This is a genomic window from Hydrogenophaga sp. GW456-12-10-14-TSB4 (assembly GCF_059424305.1).
Genome location: NZ_JBWKZH010000089.1, coordinates 1 through 19,618 on the forward strand (window position 1 = coordinate 1; position 19,618 = coordinate 19,618).

Annotated in this window: 15 protein-coding genes and 1 pseudogene; 5 read left to right on the forward strand and 11 right to left on the reverse strand. The window is 68.7% G+C overall.

Going from position 1 to position 19,618, the window contains the following annotated elements:
* From AC07ZS_RS27160 to AC07ZS_RS27185, 6 genes and pseudogenes are all read right to left on the reverse strand, one after another.
* A pseudogene (locus AC07ZS_RS27160) lies at window positions 1-145 on the reverse strand (carboxylesterase); the annotation flags it as partial.
* A 35-nt stretch (window positions 146-180) separates the two neighbouring features.
* On the reverse strand, window positions 181-1,482 hold the full coding sequence (locus tag AC07ZS_RS27165; protein ID WP_494801564.1) for a TRAP transporter large permease: 1,302 nt from the start codon (window positions 1,480-1,482) through the stop codon (window positions 181-183).
* Window positions 1,472-1,978 carry a TRAP transporter small permease gene (locus AC07ZS_RS27170; RefSeq protein WP_494801565.1) on the reverse strand — a complete coding sequence of 169 codons (507 nt, stop codon included), beginning with the start codon at window positions 1,976-1,978 and terminating at the stop codon, window positions 1,472-1,474. Before AC07ZS_RS27170 ends, AC07ZS_RS27165 begins: the two co-directional genes overlap by 11 nt.
* Window positions 1,978-3,009, reverse strand: coding sequence for a TRAP transporter substrate-binding protein (locus tag AC07ZS_RS27175; RefSeq protein ID WP_494801566.1), 1,032 nt, complete (start codon window positions 3,007-3,009; stop codon window positions 1,978-1,980). The genes AC07ZS_RS27170 and AC07ZS_RS27175 overlap by 1 nt, the downstream gene beginning before the upstream one ends.
* A 52-nt stretch (window positions 3,010-3,061) precedes the next feature.
* On the reverse strand, window positions 3,062-4,639 hold the full coding sequence (locus tag AC07ZS_RS27180; protein WP_494801567.1) for an indolepyruvate oxidoreductase subunit beta family protein: 1,578 nt from the start codon (window positions 4,637-4,639) through the stop codon (window positions 3,062-3,064).
* A gap of 4 nt (window positions 4,640-4,643) precedes the next feature.
* On the reverse strand, window positions 4,644-6,791 hold the full coding sequence (locus AC07ZS_RS27185) for a thiamine pyrophosphate-dependent enzyme (protein ID WP_494801568.1): 2,148 nt from the start codon (window positions 6,789-6,791) through the stop codon (window positions 4,644-4,646).
* 122 nt (window positions 6,792-6,913) lie between these two features.
* On the opposite strand from AC07ZS_RS27185, the gene AC07ZS_RS27190 reads away from it, so the two are divergent.
* The 4 genes from AC07ZS_RS27190 to AC07ZS_RS27205 all read left to right on the forward strand — a co-directional run bounded on the left by AC07ZS_RS27190 (window position 6,914) and on the right by AC07ZS_RS27205 (window position 11,460).
* Window positions 6,914-7,846 (forward strand): LysR substrate-binding domain-containing protein, encoded by a 933-nt coding sequence (locus AC07ZS_RS27190; protein ID WP_494801569.1) that lies wholly within the window; start codon window positions 6,914-6,916, stop codon window positions 7,844-7,846.
* 13 nt (window positions 7,847-7,859) lie between these two features.
* The gene (locus AC07ZS_RS27195; RefSeq protein ID WP_494801570.1) at window positions 7,860-8,660 is read left to right on the forward strand and encodes a 2-keto-4-pentenoate hydratase; all 801 of its coding nucleotides are present in this window, start codon (window positions 7,860-7,862) and stop codon (window positions 8,658-8,660) included.
* A gap of 101 nt (window positions 8,661-8,761) precedes the next feature.
* Window positions 8,762-10,456: an AMP-binding protein gene (locus AC07ZS_RS27200; protein WP_494801571.1), complete on the forward strand. Its 1,695-nt coding sequence runs from the start codon at window positions 8,762-8,764 to the stop codon at window positions 10,454-10,456.
* A gap of 26 nt (window positions 10,457-10,482) precedes the next feature.
* Window positions 10,483-11,460, forward strand: coding sequence for an NAD-dependent epimerase (locus tag AC07ZS_RS27205; RefSeq protein ID WP_494801572.1), 978 nt, complete (start codon window positions 10,483-10,485; stop codon window positions 11,458-11,460).
* 7 nt (window positions 11,461-11,467) lie between these two features.
* On the opposite strand, the gene AC07ZS_RS27210 is transcribed toward AC07ZS_RS27205, so the two are convergent.
* The 3 genes from AC07ZS_RS27210 to AC07ZS_RS27220 all read right to left on the reverse strand — a co-directional run bounded on the left by AC07ZS_RS27210 (window position 11,468) and on the right by AC07ZS_RS27220 (window position 13,373).
* Entirely contained in the window at window positions 11,468-11,944 is a 477-nt protein-coding gene (locus AC07ZS_RS27210; protein ID WP_494801573.1) for a low molecular weight protein-tyrosine-phosphatase, read from the reverse strand.
* Window positions 11,945-12,011: 67 nt separating this feature from the next.
* Window positions 12,012-12,317 (reverse strand): H-NS histone family protein, encoded by a 306-nt coding sequence (locus AC07ZS_RS27215; RefSeq protein ID WP_494801574.1) that lies wholly within the window; start codon window positions 12,315-12,317, stop codon window positions 12,012-12,014.
* A gap of 66 nt (window positions 12,318-12,383) precedes the next feature.
* Window positions 12,384-13,373: an RluA family pseudouridine synthase gene (locus AC07ZS_RS27220; RefSeq protein ID WP_494801575.1), complete on the reverse strand. Its 990-nt coding sequence runs from the start codon at window positions 13,371-13,373 to the stop codon at window positions 12,384-12,386.
* Between the two features lie 591 nt (window positions 13,374-13,964).
* On the opposite strand from AC07ZS_RS27220, the gene AC07ZS_RS27225 reads away from it, so the two are divergent.
* Window positions 13,965-17,060, forward strand: coding sequence for an Rne/Rng family ribonuclease (locus AC07ZS_RS27225; RefSeq protein ID WP_494801576.1), 3,096 nt, complete (start codon window positions 13,965-13,967; stop codon window positions 17,058-17,060).
* Between the two features lie 102 nt (window positions 17,061-17,162).
* On the opposite strand, the gene AC07ZS_RS27230 is transcribed toward AC07ZS_RS27225, so the two are convergent.
* A complete protein-coding gene (locus AC07ZS_RS27230; protein WP_494801577.1) occupies window positions 17,163-18,467 on the reverse strand; it encodes a heme biosynthesis HemY N-terminal domain-containing protein in 1,305 nt (434 codons plus the stop codon).
* Window positions 18,467-19,618 (reverse strand): uroporphyrinogen-III C-methyltransferase (locus AC07ZS_RS27235; RefSeq protein ID WP_494801578.1); only part of this gene is annotated, 1,152 nt, incomplete at its 5' end. The genes AC07ZS_RS27230 and AC07ZS_RS27235, both read right to left, overlap by 1 nt.

Here is a 19,618-nt window from a genome sequence, read left to right on the forward strand (position 1 = left end):
CGCGCAAATCGAGTTCGCGCGCGATCGGCACGAAGTCGTTGCCGTCGGCGCCCAGGCCGTGCAGCACGATGAGGGAGGCTGCGGGTTGGGCGGCGGCGTCGCCGCCGCTCACCGCTTCAAGGGTTTCGAGGAAGGGGGTGTTCATGAACGGCAGCATAGCGCCCCCCGGGCGCCATGCCGCTACTCAATGAACCCGGGCAACCACAGCGACAGGGCCGGGAACGCGCACAGGATCAGCAGGCGCACCACGTCCACCGCGATGAAAGGCATGGTGCCCTTGTAGATCGCGCCCAGCGGCACGTCGCGCGCGATGGAGTTGATCACGAACACGTTCATGCCTACGGGCGGGCAGATCATGCCGAAGGTCACCGCCATCACCACGATCACGCCGAACCACACCGGGTCGAAACCCAGCTGCATCATCGCGGGGAACACGATGGGCACGGTCAGCAGGATCATCGCGAGCTCGTCCATCACCGCACCGAGGATCAGGTAGCCGACCATGATGAGCGCCAGCACGCCATACGGCCCCACCGGCAGGTGCACCAGGAACTCCACCGCGTTCTGCGTGAACTGGGTGATGGTGAGGAAGTAGCCGAACAGGTAGGCACCGACCACGATCATCATGATGGCCGAGGACACGCGCAGCGCACCGATGAGCGCGGCCTTGATCTGCTTCCAGCCCAGGCGCCCGCGCAGCATGCCGATGGCCAGCGTGCCGATCGCGCCCACGCCGGCCGCTTCCTGCACGGTGAACAGGCCGCCGTAGATGCCACCGAGCACGAACACGAACAGCACCACCACCGCCCACAGCGGGCGCAGCGAGGCGAAGCGCTCGCCCCAGCCCAGGCGCTCGCCGCGGGGCATGGTGTCGGGCCGCAGGCGCGCCACGACGGCCACCACCACGCTGTAGAAACCGATTGCCATGAAGCCGGGAATGATGCCGGCCGCGAACAGCTTGGTGATGTCGGTCTCGGTCATGATGCCGTAGAGCACCATGATCACCGAGGGCGGGATCATGATGCCCAGCGTGCCGCCGGCCGCGATCAGCCCGGCCGAGAAGCCCGGGTGGTAACCCGCGCGGCGCATCTCGGGCAGGGCCACCTGCGTCATCGTGGCCGCGGTCGCGACCGACGAACCGTTGATGGCCGAGAAGCCGCCGCAGGCCGCGATGGACGCCAGCGCCAGGCCGCCCCGGCGGTGGCCGAGCCAGGCCCGCCCCGCCTTGAACAGCTCGGTGCTCATGCCCGAGTGCGAGGCGAAAGCCCCCATCAGGATGAACATCGGAATCACGATGAGGTTGTAGTCGGTGAGCACCGACAGCGGCACATTGGCCAGCAGGTTGAGCGCGGGCGTGGTGCCCGAAAGCAGCGCAAAGCCGCCCACGCCGGCGATGCCCATGGCGATGCCGATGGGCACGCGCACGGCCATGAGGGCGAACATGCCCACGAAGCCCAGCAGGGCCACCAGATCACGATCCATGGGCGGCTCCCGGCACATCGTCGTCCACCGGCTCGGGGCTGGCCGCGCGGCCTTGCCACAGGTGCAGCAGGCGCACCAGCGCCAGCACCCCCGCCACGCTGGCACCCACGGCCGCCACGCTGTAGAACCACTGCAGCGGCAGCCGCAGGTCCATCGTGCCCTGGCTGCCGGTGCCGCCGACCTTGACCCACACCATCCACGCCAGGGGCACGAGGAAGGCGGCGGTCAGGGCGGTGGCCAGCAGGTCCATGCGGCGCTGGCCCTTGGGGCCCAGGTGCTCCCACACGATGTCCACGCCGATGTGGGTGCCGTAGTAGGTGGCCAGGGCGATGCCCCAGAACATGGCGATGCCCTGCAGCATCTGCGTGCCGTCGAACCAGTCGGGAATCTGCATGCTGAACGCATAGCGCAACAGCACGTTGCCGGCCGTGAGCAACGCGATCAGCAGCAGGAACAGCGCGGCCACCGTCTCGATGGCCGAGAACAGGCGCTTCATCAGTTACCGGCTTTGCGGTTGGCCAGTTCCTTGCGCAGGTCGTCCAGCGCGGCCTGGCCCTTGTTGCCGGAGGCGTCGGCCGCCTTCACCCACTGGGCGTAGACCGGATCGACCGCCTTCTTCCACACGTCGAGCTGCGCGGGCGAGATCTTCACGATGGTGTGACCGGCCGTCTTCTCCAGCTTGGCCTGGCCCGAGTCTTCCTCGTCGCCCCAGGCACCACCAACCTTGCCGGCCCACTCGTTGTTGCAGTGGTCATCAATCACTTTTTTCTGGCCGGCGGCCAGCTTGTCGTACCAGGGCTTGTTGAGCACCCACACGAAGTCGGAGGCGTAGAAGCGCATGTCGCTGTGGAACTTGACGGCCTTGTCGATGCCGAAGGACACGATTGAGTTCCACGGGAAGGTGATGGCATCGGCCACGCCCTTGTCGAGCGCGTCGCGCGCCTCGGGGGCCGAGACCTGCACGTTGGTCGCGCCCAGCAGCGTCATGGTCTGGGCCACGGTGCCGTTGGCCGAGCGGATCTTCATGCCCTTGAGCTGGCCGGGCTCGGTGATCGGCTTCTTGGCGTGGAAGGTGCCGATGTGCACGTGCGCGAAGCAGAACTTCACGTCTTTCATTTCGGTGGCGGCGTAGTTGCGGTACCACTGGTCCAGCGCGGCCGAGCCGGGGCCGGGCTTGGCGATCAGGAAGGGCAGTTCACCGGCGGCGATCATGGGGAAGCGGCCGGCCTGGTAGCCGGGGTTGACCCAGGTCATCTCGGCGATGCCGTCGCGCGCCATGTCGTAGTGATCGGCGGCCTTGCCCAGTTGCTGCGCCGGAAACAGGGCGACCTTGATCGAACCCTTGGACGCGGCTTCGACCGATTTGGCCCAGGGCTCGAAGCCCAGCTTGGCCAGCGGGTGCGAGGCTGGCAGCCAGTGCGCGAACTTCATCTCGACCGCCTTGTCCTGCGCCTGCGCGACGGCCGCGCCCAGCAACAGGGTTGCCATGGCAACGGCGCGCACGGAAGTCTTGATCGGGTTCTTCATCTTTGTCTCCTGGTTGTTGAGGTTTTTCAAGAAAGGCGCATGGTGCAGGCATTCATGCGTGAGGGGTGACCGTGGTTTCCCGGGGGGCTGGCTTCGGGGCCCAGAAAATGGGTTGCGCCTTCGGACTGGCGGCGCGGTGCGCCTGGTTGAGCTTGCCTTCCGGATCGGCGAGCGTGGTCCTGAGGGCCTCGCGCAAACGCGCGGTGACGGGCTCCGCGTCGGCGGCACCGCCGAGCACGGGCGCGACGTGCGTGGCCCACAGGCGCGCGTAGTTCTCGCGCCCGCGCACCTGCGTGTCGCCATAGCCCTTGAGCACCTGCGGCAGGCCCGCGAGCACCAGCGCCAGCGCGGGCGACTCGCGCAGCAGGCGGCGCATCGCGGCCAGCCACACGCCCAGCGTTTCATGCTCCTGCGCATACCGCAGCGAGCGCGGGCGCAGCGGGCGCAGCCAGGCCAGGCTGCGCAGCATGAGGTAACCCCAGAGGCTGGTGGAGCGGATGTGCAGGCCCACATGGGCCTTGCCCATCCAGCCCCGCTTCGTGGCCAGCGCCACCAGCCACTGCCCGAGTGCGCGCGGCAGCACCGCCGCCACTTCGTCCACACCGGGCTTGAAGTGCTCGGTCACGCGCACGATGTCGCCGGCCTGGGCCTGGGCTTCGCTGGCCACGCGGGCGTAGCGGCTGCGCCGGGTCTTGAGATCGGCGACACGGATCACGTCCTCGAAACACATCCACAGCGCGAGGTGGCGCACCGCCTCTTCCAGGGCCTCGCTGGCGGCGGGCACGGCCGCCTCCACCAGGGCCTGCACGTGGTCGAGGAAGGTCTGGGCGTAGCGGTCGTTCTGGTAGTCGCGGCAGCGCAGCGCGCCGTGGGCGGCGAGCAGTTGCACGGCGGCCGGCCAGTGCTGCAGGCGCATCACCCAGTCGGCCTGCAGGGCGGTCGGCAATTGCGCCTCGGCCAGCACCTGCAGTGCGTCCTTCGACACCACACGGGCGGCAGCGGACGGCTGGGCCGCCTCGTCGAAGGCGGCGGCGAAACCCGCCAGGCTGGCCTGCACGCCCTTGCCGGATTCGCGGATCACGTCCTCGCACACGCTGCGCGGCCAGGGCAGCACGCCCGCGCCGGCGAGCGCGCCGAACATCACGGCCGAAACCACCGTGCCGGTCTTCACCGTCACGGCCTCCATGTCGAACAGCACGGCCTGGCGCGCCAGCGCGCGCGCCGCATCCGCCAGGCGCTGCGGGTCCTGCCGGCCGTCGGCCATGTGCATCTTCTCCACCGTGGTGTAGACGCGGTGCGTGGACGCGATCAGCGTGGTGCGGCCGGTGACGAAACCGCGCTCGACCATGCGCGCGGCCTCCAGCAGCTCGCTGGCCACCAGCACGTCCACGCGGCCGGCCACCGGCGTCAGGCCGAACACGGGGGTGGCCGACCCGTTCACGGGTTCGCGCAGCAGCTCGATGTAGTAGCTGGTGGCACCGGTGCGCTGGGCCACGCCCGGCACCGAGGTGGCCTGCACCGGCAAGCCATGGCGCCGCGCGCACTGCACCAGCCAGTCGGCCAGCACGCCGCCGCCTTCGCCGCCCAGGGCGGCGATGAGGATGCCGTAGGAATCGTCTCTTGAAGTCATGGAATCAGGCGGGCTGCAGCAGGCCGATGAAGAAGCGGTTGAAGCGGTCGGTGAGGCGGTCCCACCAGCCAGGGTTGGTGACGATCTCGATCTTGTGGAACGAGGGGCACAGCACGGCGGCATCGGCCACCTCGCCGCACAGGCCGCAACCCACGCAACCGTTGGTGACGTGCGCCACCGGCTCGCGGCGCAGCGGGTCGTTCGTGGGCTTGACGGTCAGTGTGGGACAGCCCGAGAGGCGGATGCAGGAGTGGTCCCCGGTGCAGGTGTCCTCGTCCACGCCGTAGCGCGTGCGCACGCTGCGCAGGCCTTCCTTGAGGCGGCGCGCGCGGATGGGCTTGAGGCGGCGCTGGCGTTCGAGCTGGCACTCGCCTTCGGCGATCACCACCTTGAGGCCCTTGAACGGTGAGTTGACCGCGTCCTTCAACACGTCGCGCACCTTGGAGACGCGGTAGTTGTGCACGGTCTTGACCCACTTCACGCCCATGCCCTGCAGCGTGTTCTCGATCGTCATCTCGTTGGCCGTGGCGCTGGAGCCTTCGGCCACGCGCTTGGCCTCGGAGGCCGGCGTGGACATGGTCTCCTGCGTGCCGGTGGCCGAGGTGTAGCCGTTCTTCATGATCACCAGCACGCCGTCGCCCTGGTTGAGCAGGGCCGAGCTGACGCCCGAAAGCAGGCCGTTGTGCCAGAAACCGCCATCGCCCATGATGGCGATCGGCCGCTTGGCCGAGAAGTTTTTCACCGCCGCGCTGGACGCCATGCTCATGCCGTAGCCGAGGATGGAGTTGCCGAACGAGAACGGCTCGAAGGTGGCGAAGGAATGGCAGCCGATGTCGGTGGAGATGTGCAGGCGGCCCACGTCGCGCTCGACCAGTTTGAGCGCGGCGAACACCGGGCGCTCGGGGCAGCCGGTGCAGAAGTTGGGGGGTCGCGCGGGCACGCCGCCGCCCAGCTCGACCAGGGCGCGCTCGCGCACCTCGGCCAGCTCGGTGCTGAAGGCCTGGGCGGCCGACGTGTCCAGCGCGGGCAGGTGTTCGCCGACGAAGGCCGTGAGACCCTTGAGCAGAATCTCCGCCGTGTACTCGCCGCCCATGGGCAGCAGGTCCTTGCCGTGCAGGCGGGTCTGCAGGTCGGCGCGGCGCAACTGCGTGGCGATGTCCTGCTCGATGAACTCGGGCTGCCCTTCCTCAATCACCAGCACCGCGCGCTTGCCGGCGCAGAAGGCCGCGATCTGCTCGGGCACCAGCGGGTACACCACGTTGAGCACCAGCAGGGGGATGTCGCTCTCGCCCGTGCCGTTGGCCAGGCCGGCCTGCTGCAGCGCGCGCATGGTGGTGTTGTAGAGGCCACCCTGCACGATCAGGCCCACCTCGTGGTGGCGCCCGTCGAAGTGCTCGTTCAGGCCGGCTTCTTCGATGAACTTGCGCGCGGCCGGCATGCGCACGTCGTACTTGTGCTTCTCATGGCGGAAGGTGGACGGCGGGTGCGAGAGGCGGCCGTAGTCGAACGAGGCCGCTTCCTGCTGCAGCAGGCGGCTGGAGATGGCGGGCGCGATGTTGTCGCTGGCCACGAAGCTGCCCTGCACGTGGCAGGCGCGGATGCGCAGCTCCATCATCACCGGCGTGTTCGAGGCCTCGGAGAGCTCGAAGCCCTTCTCGACCATGCGCACGATGGTGGGCAGGTTGGGCCTGGGGTCCATGAGCCAGAGCGCGGACTTCATCGCGAAGGCGTGCGTGCGCTCCTGGATCACGCTGGCGCCCTCGCCATAGTCCTCGCCCACCACGATCAGCGCGCCGCCCATCACGCCCGGCGAGGCCAGGTTGGACAGCGCGTCGGACGCGACGTTGGTGCCGACCACCGATTTCCAGGTGACGGCACCGCGCACCGGGTACATGATGGACGCGGCCAGCATCGCGGCCGCCGAACTCTCGTTCGTGCAGGCCTCGACGTGCACGCCGAGCTCGTCCATGTAGGGCTTGGCCTGCACCATCACATCGAGCAGATGGGAGATGGGCGAACCCTGGTAGCCGCCGACGTAGGTGACGCCGGACTGCAGCAGTGCCTTGGTCACCGCCAGAATGCCTTCGCCGTGGAAGGTCTCGCCGTGGCCCAGCTTGAGGGCCTCGATTTCGCTGTGGAATGAACGTTCCAACCGTGGGTCTCCTGTCGTTATGCCCGGCAATGTAGGCGCCGCACCCCCATCTGACAAATGGATTGATCTGATGTGGTGTATTCACAGGATGGATAATCAGGGACAACCCTGAGAGGCTCGCCATGAACTTCCGACAACTCGACCTCAACCTGTTGCGCGTGCTCGGCGCGATCCACCGCACCGGCTCGGTGACGGCGGCCGGCAAGGCGCTCGCGCTGTCCCAGCCCGCCACCAGCAACGCGCTGGCGCGCCTGCGCGACTACTTCAAGGACGACCTGTTCGTGCGCTCCCCCAGCGGCCTGCAGCCCACACGCCTGTGCGAACGCCTCGCCCCCGAGGTGCAGGCGCAACTGCAGATGCTCGAAGCCCTGGTGAGCGTGCGCGACGACTTCGACCCCGCGCGCAGCGAAATGCGCTGGCGCCTCTCGCTCTCGGACCTGGGCGAGATGATGTTCCTGCCCCCGCTGGCGGCGGCGCTGCGCCAGCAGGCCCCGCAGGCGCATGTGACCAACGTGTCGGTGGCGGCGGAGGACGTGCCGGCGGCGCTCGAATCGCGCGACATCGATTTCGCCATCGGCATCCTGCAGCCCCGCCACCGCGGCGTGCGCGCCGAGCTGCTGTTCCGCGAGCACTACGTGGCCCTGACCTCCTCGCGCTGGCGCCCGGCCTCGGGGCCGGCGGGGCGCACGCTGAGCGCGCGCCAGCTGGCCGAGGCCTCGCTGGTGGTGGCCTCGCCCACCGCGACCTTCCACGGCAGCGTGGAGAAGATGCTGGTGCGCATGAAGCTCTCCGAGCGCATCGTGCTGCGCGCGCGGCACTTCGGCGCCCTGCCCGAGCTGGCGCTCAACACCGACCTGCTGACCATCGTGCCGCAGATGTACGCCAGCAACCTCGGCCAGCGCCACGACCTGCGCGTGTGGGAACTGCCGCGCGCGGCCGCGCCCAGCTACGAGGTGCGCCTGGTCTGGCACGCCAGCACCGCCCAGGACCCCGCGCACCAGTGGATCCGGGCCCAGGTGCACCGCCTGTTCGGGCGCACCGACACCGGCGCCTGACTATGATGGGCGCATGACGCCGCAGACCCTGCTCGACCACACCGACCAAGGCCGCCTATGGCCGGCCCCCCTCAGCGCACAAGCCGGCTTCGATCTGGACGCCGCCTATGCGCAGGCCCTGGCGGTGCGCCAGTTGCGCCAGGCACGCGGTGAACAGGCCCGAGGCTTCAAGGTGGGTTTCACCAACCGCACCATCTGGGCGCGCTACAACGTGTTCGCGCCGATCTGGGGCACGGTGTGGGACACCACCCTCGGCTTCTGCGACGGCGAAGGCCGCGTGTCGCTCGCGCTCACCTGCCAGCCCCGCCTGGAGCCCGAGACCGTGTTCGGCCTGAAGGCCGCGCCGGCCGCGAACGCGACGCTGGACGACCTGTTCGACGCCATCGACTGGGTCGCACCGGGCTTCGAGGTCGTGCAGTCGCATCTGCCCGACTGGAAGTTCCTGCCCGCCGACACCGTGGCCGACGGCGCGCTGCACGCACGCCTGCTCGTGGGCCCGCGCGTGTCGCTGCACGAGCTCGCCAGGAGCGCCGACGAACTCGATGCGCTGCTGGCCAACGCGGGCGTCACGCTGATCCGCAACGAAGAGCCGGTCGAACTCGGCCAGGGCAGCAACGTGCTCGACAGCCCGCTGCGCGCGCTCAAGCACTTCGTCGACACCCTGCGCGCCTGCCCGGGCGCGCCCGAGCTGCAGCCCGGCGACGTGGTCACCACCGGCACCTGGACCGACGCCTGGGCAGTGCGGCCGGGCGAACGCTGGTCGGCGCGCTTCACCCCTCCGCTGCCATCGCTCACGGTGGACTTCATCGGGTGAACCCTGAGCCGCGATGCGGCTCCGAACAGGTGAACCCCTCTAAACTGCGTGCGGAGGGCTTGGTAGATTCAGCCTTCGCACATACCAAGGAGACATGCCTCATGACCCAAGTCGCGCCCGAGCTGCTGGCCCTGCAACGCCTGTACCACTGGGAAAAGACCGACCCCCACCGCGTGACCCTCACCCAGCCCCTGGGCAGCGGTGCGGTGCAGGAGTTCACCTGGGCCGAGATCGCCGATCAGGTGCGGCGCATGGCGACCTACCTGCAGTCGCAGGGCTGGGCGCCGGGCTCCAAGGTCGCCATCCTCTCGAAGAACTGCGCCTGGTGGATGATGAGCGACCTCGCCATCTGGATGGCCGGCCACGTGTCGGTGCCGCTCTACCCCACGCTGGCATCCGAAACGGTGCGCCAGATCCTCACCCACAGCGAGGCCAAGGCCTGCTTCATCGGCAAGCTCGACGGCTGGGAAGGCATGAAGCCCGGTGTGCCCGCCGGCCTGCCCTGCATCAGCTACGCGCTGTCGCCGCTGGACGCGATCCAGGCCTACGAAGGCTGGGACGCGATCTGCGGCCGCCATGAGCCGCTGCAAGGCGAGCCCACGCGCGGCGCCGACGAGCTGGCCACACTGATCTACACCTCGGGCACCACCGGCATGCCCAAGGGCGTGATGCACAGCTTCGGCAACTTCGCCTGGGCCATCGACTCCGGCGTCAAGCGCATCCCGCTCTCGGGCGAGGACCGCATGCTGTCCTACCTGCCACTGGCCCACGTGGTCGAGCGTATGCTGGTCGAGCACGGCTGGCTGCGCACCGGCATGCATGTGTACTTCGCCGAATCGCTGGAAACCTTCACGGCCGACCTGCAGCGTGCCCAGCCGACCATCTTCTTCTCGGTGCCGCGCCTGTGGGTCAAGTTCCAGCAGGGCATCCACGCCAAGATGCCCCCGGCCAAGCTCGGCCGCCTGCTGCGCATCCCCATCCTGGGCGGCATCGTGCGCCGCAAGGTGATGAAGGCCCTGGGCCTGGACCAATGCAAGTTCGCCGCCGGCGGCGCCGCGCCCATGCCGCTGGCGCTGCTGCAGTGGTACAGCCAGCTCGGCCTGAACATCAACGAAGGCTACGGCATGACCGAGAACCTGGCGCTCTCGCACATCACCGAGCCGGGCAAGAACCAGCAGGGCACCGTGGGCCCCACCTACGCTGGCGTGCAGCACCGCCTCGACCCCGAAACGGGCGAGGTGCAGATGCGCAGCCAGGCGCTGATGCAGGGCTACTACAAGGAACCCGAGAAGAGCCGCGAGGCCTTCACCGAAGACGGCTGGCTGCGGACCGGCGACAAGGGCACGATCGACAAGCAGGGCCTGCTGCGCATCACCGGCCGCGTGAAAGATCTCTTCAAGACCGGCAAGGGCAAGTACGTCGCCCCCGCGCCGATCGAGGACAAGCTGGTGATGCACGAAGCGGTGGAGGCCTGCGTGGTGACCGGCGCCAACCTGGGCCAGCCCCTGGGCATCGTGATGCTCAACGCGGACGCGGCCGCCCGCGTGGCCAACGATGCCGCCGCGCGCACCGAACTCGAGACCTCGCTGGCCAGCCACCTCAAGGGCATCAACGCCACGCTCGACCCGCACGAGCAACTGCAGTGCATCGTGGTGGTCTCCACCGCGTGGACGGTGGACAACGACATCATCACGCCCACCTTCAAGGTCAAGCGCAACCGCATCGAGGACCTGTATGCGCGTTACTACGAAACGTGGGAAACGTCCGGAAAACGGGTGATCTGGCAGAAGAACTGACCCTGGCTGGCGGCTAACATACCGCCATGCACATCCTCCTGACCGGCGCCGCCGGATTCATCGGCATGCACACCGCCCAGCGCCTGCTGGCGCGCGGTGACACGGTGCTCGGCATCGACAACCTCAACGACTACTACGCCGTCGCCCTCAAGAGCGCCCGGCTGGAGCCGCTGCTGAAGCACCCGGGCTTCAGCTTCGAGACCGTCGATGTGGCCGACCGGCAGGCGATGGCGCGGCTGTTCGCCGGCCAGCGTTTTGACGCCGTGATCCACCTGGCGGCCCAGGCCGGCGTGCGCTACTCGATCACGAACCCCACGGCCTACCTCGACAGCAACCTCACCGGCTTCGGCCACATCCTGGAAGGTTGCCGCTCGCAGAAGCTGGGCCACCTGGTCTACGCGTCCAGCTCCAGCGTGTACGGCGGCAACACCAAGATGCCGTTCGAGGAAACCGACGCCGTGGACCACCCGGTGAGCCTGTACGCGGCCACCAAGAAGGCCAATGAGCTGATGGCCCACACCTACAGCCACCTCTATGGGCTGCCCACTACCGGCCTGCGCTTCTTCACGGTGTACGGGCCCTGGGGGCGGCCCGACATGGCCTATTTCAGCTTCACCCGCGCGGTGCTCGAAGGCCGGCCGATCCAGGTCTTCAACCATGGGAAGATGAAACGCGACTTCACCTACATCGACGACATCGTCGAAGGCGTGCTGCGCGTGCTCGACAAACCGGCCGCACCGGAGACCGCGGGCGGCCCGCCCTACCGCATCTTCAACATCGGCAACCACGACCCGGTGCCGTTGATGGACTTCATCGGCTGCATCGAGCAGGCCCTGGGCCGCGAGGCGATCAAGGAATTCCTGCCCATGCAGGACGGCGATGTGCCCGCGACCTACGCCAGCACCGAGGCCCTGCACCGCTGGGTGGGCTTTGCGCCCTCCACGCCGCTCAAGGAAGGCATCGCACGCTTCGTGCGCTGGTACCGCGAGTACCACCGGGTCTGAGGCCGCCTCAGTCCAGCGTGCCCAGCACCCGCGTGAGCACGCCTTCGCTGCCCTGCTCGCACAGGCCCAGCACCACCTCGAAACCCTGCGCGTTGCCGTAGTACGGATCGGGCACCTCGCGCCGGCCTTCCACACCGGCGTACTCCAGGAACAGGTGCAGCTTGTGCTGGTGCTCGGGCGGGCACTTGAAGCGCAGGTTGTCCAGGTTGTCCGCGTCCATGGCGAGGATCAGGTCGAAATTCTTGAAGTCCTCATCCCGCACGCGGCGGGCCCGCTCGTGCTCGATCTGCGGATAGCCGCGCGCCAGCGCCAGGGCAATCGCACGCCGGTCGGCCTTCTCCCCCTGGTGGCCGGCATAGGTGCCGGCGGAATCCACCGCCACCCGCTGCGCCAGCTGGCGGCGCGCGATCCCGGCGTGCATCACGGCAGCCGCCATGGGAGAGCGGCAGATGTTGCCCATGCAGACGACAAGTATTCGGAACATGCCACCGAGGGTACCAAAGACAAAGCCCGCCAGAGGCGGGCCGTGTGCAAGGAAGCAGGGGGTCGGATCAGATGAGGTAGCTGTCCAGACTCTTGCCCGATGCCAGCACGGCGCGAACCCATTCGGGCTTGCGACCAGGGCCACCGGCCCAGAGTTCACCGTTCGGGCCTTTGTACTTGGCCGGTGCGGCCGATTTGGATTTGCCGGCCTTCTTGGACACCGAGGTGCTGCCCAGATCGGCGGCGGTGATGCCAAATTGCTTCATCTTCGCCTTGATGTCGGCAATCACGGCGGAGAGTTCGTCCTTGCGCGCCTGTTCGGCTTGCGCCATCAGGTTCTGGGCTTGCGCCATGAGTTCGGAATAACTTGCCATTGAAATCGTCCTTTTTTGAAATGTTTGATCCACCGCGAAACCGCGGCCTGCCAACGACGCAGGCCGTCATTCTATTCCCGGGGATCTCCATTTATATAGCTCCGGGGGCAATTCGGCCTGAAGCTCGAGTGGGGATTTGGTGACAGGATGTGTCAGCCGCAAACGCCAGGCGTGCAGGAACATGCGTTTCAACCCAATCCGCGCCAATTGCCGATTGAGTTCGAAATCGCCGTATTTGTCGTCCCCGGCAATCGGATGGCCGGCGCTGGACAAATGCACGCGAATCTGGTGGGTGCGGCCGGTCTTGATGGTGACTTCCAGCAGGCTGAAACCCTCGGGCGCTCCGGCCTCCAGCCCGGGAGGCGCGGGCACGCGCTGCGCCACCTTCACCAGCGTGACCGAACACATGCCGTCCGGGTCATCAGGAGTCGTCACCCTCACGCGGCGTTCGCCATCGGGTAATAGGTATTTGTGCAACGGCTGGTCCAGCACCTTCAGGCGGGCCGGCCAAACGCCTTTGACCAGGGCCAGATAGGTTTTGCCGGTTTCCCGTTCGCGGAATTGGTCCTGCAATGCCTTGAGCGCGCTCTTCTTCTTGGCAATCAGCAACAAACCGCTGGTTTCCCGGTCCAGGCGATGCACCAATTCGAGCAATCGGGCCTGCGGGCGGGCCTGGCGCATTTGTTCGATCACGCCGAAACTCACGCCGCTGCCGCCATGTACGGCCACGCCGGCGGGCTTGTCAATCGCCAGAAAGGCCTCGTCCTCGAACACGACCGGGAACTCGCGTGCCGGCGCCGGATGGGCCGCCTTCTCTTCGGCGCGTTCCGATAGCCGAATGGGAGGGATGCGCAACACATCGCCGACGGCGACGCGGTCATCGGCCGAGACCCGCCCTTTGTTTCGGCGCACCTCGCCCGAGCGGATGATGCGGTAAATGTGCGATTTAGGCACCCCCTTGAGGATGCGGATGAGGAAGTTGTCCAACCGCTGGCCCGCCGACTCTTCGTCAACCGTGATGTGTCGGATTTCCCCCGGATTCGGGTTGCTGAGCATGGGTGTGAATAAGGCCACCACGAATGGCGGGGAGCTGACTATAATGCGACACACCCGTCGTGTGCCGTAAGTGATTGATTTGCCTTGAGTTTAAGGCAGTCACCCAAGGCAAGGGACCGCAGCTTGCAAGGCAAGGCGTCCGCCGCGGGTGGGTTGCCACCCGCTGCACCCGGGGCTGGCGCTGTTGCCCGATGCATTCCCATGCGAATCCTGGCACGGCGGCGGACCGGTCGAAGCGGCGGGCGAATCCGCTGAAGCATCGCGAACCCGAATACGGAATACCCCAATCGCCCAGCCCGCAACACGTGGCTGGGTGAGGACGAAGTGAAGCCAGAGAGACACCGGCCAGATCCATGTCAATGACAGCCATCGAGCCTTCTTCCCTGTTCACCCACCTCCACGCGCCTACGCCCTGACCTGGCGGTTCGACGCGGCACCCCGGTGCCCGCCTGTGTTGAACGCCTTACCCGAACCGCGGGTCAACGGCTCTCCGGCAATTCCTCCCCTCGTTCGCGCTTCCGCTGGTTCACGGCAGGTTGGCGCACGGACCGATGGTCCGAGCGTCCTTGTGTTTGAACGAAGGAACGCATCATGAAACGCATGCTGATCAACGCCACGCAGGCCGAAGAGCGCCGCCTGGCGATTGTGGACGGGCAGAAACTGCTCGACTACGAAATCGAAATCGAAGGGCGCGAACAGCGCAAGGGCAACATCTACAAGGCGGTGGTCACCCGCGTGGAGCCCTCGCTCGAAGCCTGCTTCGTCGACTACGGCGAGGAACGCCACGGCTTCCTGCCTTTCAAGGAAATCTCGCGCCAGTATTTCGCCGCCGGCGTGCCGGTCAACCAGGCCCGCATCAACGACGTGATCAAGGAAGGCCAGGAGCTGCTGGTCCAGGTCGAGAAGGAAGAGCGCGGCAACAAGGGCGCGGCCCTCACCACCTTCGTGAGCCTGGCTGGCCGCTACGTGGTGCTGATGCCCAACAACCCGCGCGGCGGCGGCGTGAGCCGGCGCATCGAAGGTGAAGACCGCCAGGAACTCAAGCAGGCGCTGGACCAGCTCGAGTACCCCAACGGCATGAGCATCATCGCGCGCACCGCCGGCATCGGCCGCGATGCCGCCGAACTGCAATGGGACCTGAACTACCTGCTCAAGCTGTGGAACGCCATCGACGGCGCCACCAAGGGCGGCAAGGGCGCCTTCCTGATCTACCAGGAATCGAGCCTGGTGATCCGCGCGATCCGCGACTACTTCAACAGCGACATCGGTGAGATCCTGATCGACACCGACGACATCTTCGAGCAGGCTCACCAGTTCATGAGCCACGTGATGCCCGAACACGGGCACCGCGTGAAGCGCTACCGCGACGACGCGCCGCTGTTCTCGCGCTTCCAGATCGAGCACCAGATCGAGACCGCCTACAGCCGCGTGGTGCAACTGCCCAGCGGCGGCGCCATCGTGATCGACCAGACCGAAGCCCTCGTCGCCGTCGACGTGAACTCGGCCCGCGCCATCAAGGGCGGGGACATCGAGGAAACCGCCACGCGCACCAACCTGGAAGCGGCGGATGAAGTCGCCCGCCAGGCGCGCCTGCGCGACCTCGGCGGCCTGATCGTGATCGACTTCATCGACATGGAAGAGTCGAAGAACCGCCGCGAAGTGGAAAACCGCCTGCGCGATGCGCTGCGCCAGGACCGCGCCCGCGTGCAGTTCGGCTCCATCAGCAAGTTCGGCCTGCTCGAAATGAGCCGCCAGCGCCTCAAGCCCGCCCTCAATGAAGGCGCCTCCATCCCCTGCCCGCGTTGCGGTGGCTCGGGCCACATCCGCGACACCGAGAGCTCGGCGCTCCAGATCCTGCGCGTGATCCAGGAAGAGTCGCTCAAGGACAGCACCGCCGCCGTGCTGGTGCAGGTGCCGGTCGAAGTGGCCAGCTTCCTGCTGAACGAAAAGCGCACCGAGATCACCAAGATCGAACTCAAGCAGCGCATCAGCGTGCTGCTGGTGCCCAACAAGTCGCTCGACACGCCCAACTACAAGCTCGAGCGCCTCAAGCACGACGACCCCCGTCTGGACAACCTCGACTCCAGCTACAAGCTGGCCGAGGAAGTGGACGACGTGGCCAGCTTCACCCGCCGCAGCCAGGAACGCACCAACAAGCAGGAACCGGTGATCAAGGGCGTGCTGCCCGACGGCCCCGCGCCTGTGGCCGCGCCGCGCCCCGAAACGCCGGCACCCGCCGCCGCGCCGGTCGCAGCCCCTGTGGCCGCCAAGCCCGTGCCTGCCGCACCCGCACCGGCCGAGAAGGGTTTCTTCGGTTGGCTCAAGAGCCTGTTCGGCGGCGAGCCCGCACCGGTCAAGCCGGCGGCAACGCCTGCCGTGGCCGCACCGGGCGCCAAGAGCGGCGCCCGCGAGGAACGCGCCGAAGGCGGTCGCCGCGAAGGCGGCCGTGATGGCCGCAGCCGCGGTGGCCGAGGCGGCGCCGAAGGGCGCGGCTCGCGCGAAGGCCGCGAAGGCGGTGGTCGCAACGGTGGCCGGGGTGGCGAGGGCCGTCCGGTCGAGGCGCGCGCCGAGGGCGGCCGCGTGGAAGGTGGCCGCAACGAACAGCCGCGCGGTGAAGGCCGTCGCGGTGAAGGCCGCGGCGAGGGTCGCAACGACAACCGTGGTGAAGGCCGCAACGACAACCGCAACGAAGCGCGCGGTGAACGCGGTGAAGGCCGTCAGGGCAACCGCCGCGACGGTGGCCGCCGCGAAGCACCGGTGGCCGCAGCCGAAGGCAGCGTCAACAACGCCCTGCCGCTGGACGCAACGCCAGGCGACGCGCCCGAAGCGGCCGAAGGCCAGCAACGCCGCGAACGCGAGCGCCGCCCACGCGGTGACAACCGCCGCCGCCAGCCGGGCGCCGAAGGTGCCGAGGCCACGCCCCGTCCCGAAGCCCAGGAAGGTGAACAGACCGCCGCCGCCGAAGGCGTGACCGAAGCGCAAGCCCCGCGCGAAGGCGATGCCGAGAACGGCGCTCCGCGCGGCAACCGCGAACGCCGCAGCCGCGACCGCTACGGCCGCGAACGCCGCGAGCGCGGTCCGCGCGAAGGCGCGACCGAAGGCGAAGAAGCCCCGGCATCCACCGAGGCCGCAGCGCCGGCCGAGCGCAGCGAAGCGGTGAACGACTCGCCCGAGGCTTCGGCCTACGAAGCACCGGCGCGCAGCTACTTCAGCATGGCCCAGCCTGCCGCCGTGAACACGGACGCCGCGCCGGCGCCTGCGCCGGTGGTGGCCGCGCCCGCACCGGTGGCCGTGGCGGAGCCGACCCCGGTCGCCGCCGCGCCCGTGGCCGAGGTGGCAGCGCCCGCCGTGGCGCCTGCAGCGCCCCGCGCAGCACCCACCCCCGTGCCTGTGGCGGCAGCACCGCGCACGGTCGAAGCACCTGGCACGCGGGGCCTGCCCAAGGTTCAGCCGTTCTCGCTCTCCGTCGAAGACCTCGACAAGGTGGCCCAGTCCAGCGGACTGGAGTGGGTGAACTCCAACGCGGAAAAGGTCGCTCAGGTGCAAGCCGCCATCGCGGCCGAGCCCAAGCCCATCCATGTGCCCCGCGAGCCCAAGCCCCCCGTGGTGCTGGATGAAGGCCCGCTGGTGCTGGTGGAGACGCGCAAGGACCTGCGCGATATGAAGCTGCCTTTCGAGAACCCGTAAGGCCCAGGATCGCCGCCCGCCTTCGGGCGCGGCGGCAGGCAGCCAAAGAAAAAGCCGATCGGGATACCCCGATCGGCTTTTTCTTTGGGTGTGTGCCTCGGCTCAGTCCAGCAGGGCCGCCCGCTTCCAGGCCGCCTGTGCCGCGGCTTCATCGCCGCGCTCTTCGGCGAGCTGCGCCAGCCCGCGCCAGGTGCGGCGCAACAGCGCGGGGTCGTCCAGCACGTGGCTGGCCTGGCCCAGCATCTGCGCGGCCTTGCCCCAGAGCTGGCGGCAAAGGCAGGCCTGGCCCGCCAGGTACTGGAGAAAACCGTTCTGAGGCCATTGGCGTTGCAGTTGTTCCAGCCGCGCCAGTCCGGCGGCATCGAGGTCGGCCAGACCCGGCTCCAGCGCCAGCACGAACTGGCGCTGCTGTGCGGCGTCCAGGGCACCGAACTCGGGCCACAGGGGTTCCAGCCAGGCGCGCACGCGGGCGCTGGCGAGCGCGCGCTCCTGCTCTGCAACACCGGGCCCGGTCAGCTGGTTGGCGCGGCGCGCGGCGGCCAGGGCCAGCTCGGGCATCGAGCGCTCGGAGGCATCGAGACCGTTCCAAGAGGTATCCAGCTGCGCCATGTCGTGCGCTTCACGCAGGGCGTCGAGCGCCAGTCCGCGCACGATGCTGCGGGAGGCCTCGGGTGAAAACGCGCGGTGCTTGGCCAGCACGCGCGCGGTCTCCAGCGCCTCGGCGGTCTCGCCCCCCAGCCGGGCGATGCGCAACTTCAGGCGCAGCGCCTGGATGCGCCGGCCCGCGCCCTGTGGCAGCTCGGCCAGCCGGGCACGGGCGGCCTCGGCATCGCGGTCTTCGACCGCCCAGCGCACCGCGCGCAGCAGTGCGCCTTCGTGGGCCTCGGGGGCGATCCGGGCGAGTTTGGGGTTCAGCGCGGCCTGCAGGTTCTCGTCCCGCCGTTCGCGGTTCTGCAGCGACTGCGCGCTCTCGGCCAGCAGCAGGTGGGACAGCAGCTGAAGCTGGTCGCGCCGCGGCCATTGCCCGGGCGACACACCCTTGAGCTGGTCCACGGCCTGCTGGGCCGCCGCCTGGGCGCGCACGAAGCGGCCCGCCAGCTGGTGCGACAACGCGTCCATGACCGAACCGACCACGGCACGCTCGATCTGCTGGCTGCGCCAGCGCTGCGCCTGCGCGGGCAGATCGCGCAGCATCGAGAAAGCCCGCAGCGCGGCGTACAGCAGCACGAAGCCACCGATCAGGCAGAAGACGACGAAGTTGAAGGAGACGTCGAAACGGTACGGCGGCCAGAACAGGGTGAGCGTGGCCTCGTTGTGCCCCACCAGCAGCGCGAGCGCCACGGCCAGCGCCGCGAGGCCGAGCAGCCAGAACACGCTGCGCATGGCACCACCAAAACGGGCGGCCATCAGCGCCCCCCTGCCGCAGCCGCCAAGGCCGTCAGGGTTTCCTCCGGCCGGGGCAGATCGCTGTCCACGAGGTCCTTGCGCAGGCGCGTCAGCGTGGCCTGGGCGGCGGTCACCCGGGACGAGCTGGTATCGAAATACCGCGCGAGCGCGGCCTCCACGGCCACCAGGTCGGCCTGGCTGGCCTGCATGTGGCGGGCCAGCAGCCCCAGGCGCGCGTTGAGCAGCTTGAGCTTGAGGTTCTCGCGCATGAACAGGGCCTGGTCGGGGGCCAGCAGCACGGCTTCAGGCCGGTCGATGCGGCTCACGCGCACCAGCTCGCGGCCGTTGCGGGTGACATCGGTCCAGATGCGTGTCCACAGCGAACGCCACCAGCCCGACACCCGCGCCCAGCCCGTGCCCGGTTCGTCCGCCGCATCGGGGGCGGCGGTCTCGGGCGGGGTTTCCGGCGTCGGAGCGGCCTCGGCAGCGGCCGGCACGCCCTTGCGCGCGGCCCGGGCTTTGCCGGCAGGCACCACCGGCTGGCCGACCTGGTTGAGCAGCGGCCATTCGTCCACCTGGCGGGCCAGGTCGTCGAGCTGCAGCACGAGGGCCGGGATATCGGCCAGGGAGGCGCCCTGGATGCGCTGGATGTCGCGGCCGATGGCGCGCTGCACCGGGTTCAGGCGCGGCTGGGCGGCGCGCGCGATGCGCTGGTCGGCCGCCTGCAGGGCCGAAATGAGGGGCTGGGCGGTGCCGGTGAGCTGGGCCTGCTGCTGCGCCAGGCGCAGCGCGGACTCCAGGTCCTGCACCAGGTTGTCGTCGCGCGAACGGGAGAGCGAGAGCATCAGCTCTTCCAGCTGGCTGCGCTGCAGGGTCACCTCCGACAGCCGCACCTCGGCCACCGCCAGGCGGGCCTGCAGCTCCTGCGTGAGCGCCTCGGCCTGGGCCGACAGCGTGCGCGCCTCCACGGCCTGCGCAATGGTGTCCTGGCTGCGGCGGGCCAGCTCCTGCTGGGTGAAACCGAGCTTCTGCCACAGCAGGCCGGTCATCACGAGCGCCAGCGCGGCGATCAGCACGGCCAGCCATTGCACGGCCTGGCCCGTGCGGCGCGGCGCGGCCACGGGTGCATGGGGCGTCACGGCGGCTGCGGGGGCCGGCGCGGCGACGGAGGG

What these genes read in the sequence shown, in the direction of transcription:
- AC07ZS_RS27170 (WP_494801565.1), bottom strand. Translation starts at nt 1,978, where the DNA reads ATGAAGCGCCTGTTCTCGGCCATCGAGACGGTGGCCGCGCTGTTCCTG.
- AC07ZS_RS27220 (WP_494801575.1), bottom strand. Translation starts at nt 13,373, where the DNA reads ATGCTCAGCAACCCGAATCCGGGGGAAATCCGACACATCACGGTTGAC.
- AC07ZS_RS27215 (WP_494801574.1), bottom strand. Translation starts at nt 12,317, where the DNA reads ATGGCAAGTTATTCCGAACTCATGGCGCAAGCCCAGAACCTGATGGCG.
- AC07ZS_RS27190 (WP_494801569.1), top strand. Translation starts at nt 6,914, where the DNA reads ATGAACTTCCGACAACTCGACCTCAACCTGTTGCGCGTGCTCGGCGCG.
- AC07ZS_RS27225 (WP_494801576.1), top strand. Translation starts at nt 13,965, where the DNA reads ATGAAACGCATGCTGATCAACGCCACGCAGGCCGAAGAGCGCCGCCTG.
- AC07ZS_RS27165 (WP_494801564.1), bottom strand. Translation starts at nt 1,482, where the DNA reads ATGGATCGTGATCTGGTGGCCCTGCTGGGCTTCGTGGGCATGTTCGCC.
- AC07ZS_RS27205 (WP_494801572.1), top strand. Translation starts at nt 10,483, where the DNA reads ATGCACATCCTCCTGACCGGCGCCGCCGGATTCATCGGCATGCACACC.
- AC07ZS_RS27210 (WP_494801573.1), bottom strand. Translation starts at nt 11,944, where the DNA reads ATGTTCCGAATACTTGTCGTCTGCATGGGCAACATCTGCCGCTCTCCC.
- AC07ZS_RS27195 (WP_494801570.1), top strand. Translation starts at nt 7,860, where the DNA reads ATGACGCCGCAGACCCTGCTCGACCACACCGACCAAGGCCGCCTATGG.
- AC07ZS_RS27180 (WP_494801567.1), bottom strand. Translation starts at nt 4,639, where the DNA reads ATGACTTCAAGAGACGATTCCTACGGCATCCTCATCGCCGCCCTGGGC.
- AC07ZS_RS27175 (WP_494801566.1), bottom strand. Translation starts at nt 3,009, where the DNA reads ATGAAGAACCCGATCAAGACTTCCGTGCGCGCCGTTGCCATGGCAACC.
- AC07ZS_RS27230 (WP_494801577.1), bottom strand. Translation starts at nt 18,467, where the DNA reads ATGGCCGCCCGTTTTGGTGGTGCCATGCGCAGCGTGTTCTGGCTGCTC.
- AC07ZS_RS27200 (WP_494801571.1), top strand. Translation starts at nt 8,762, where the DNA reads ATGACCCAAGTCGCGCCCGAGCTGCTGGCCCTGCAACGCCTGTACCAC.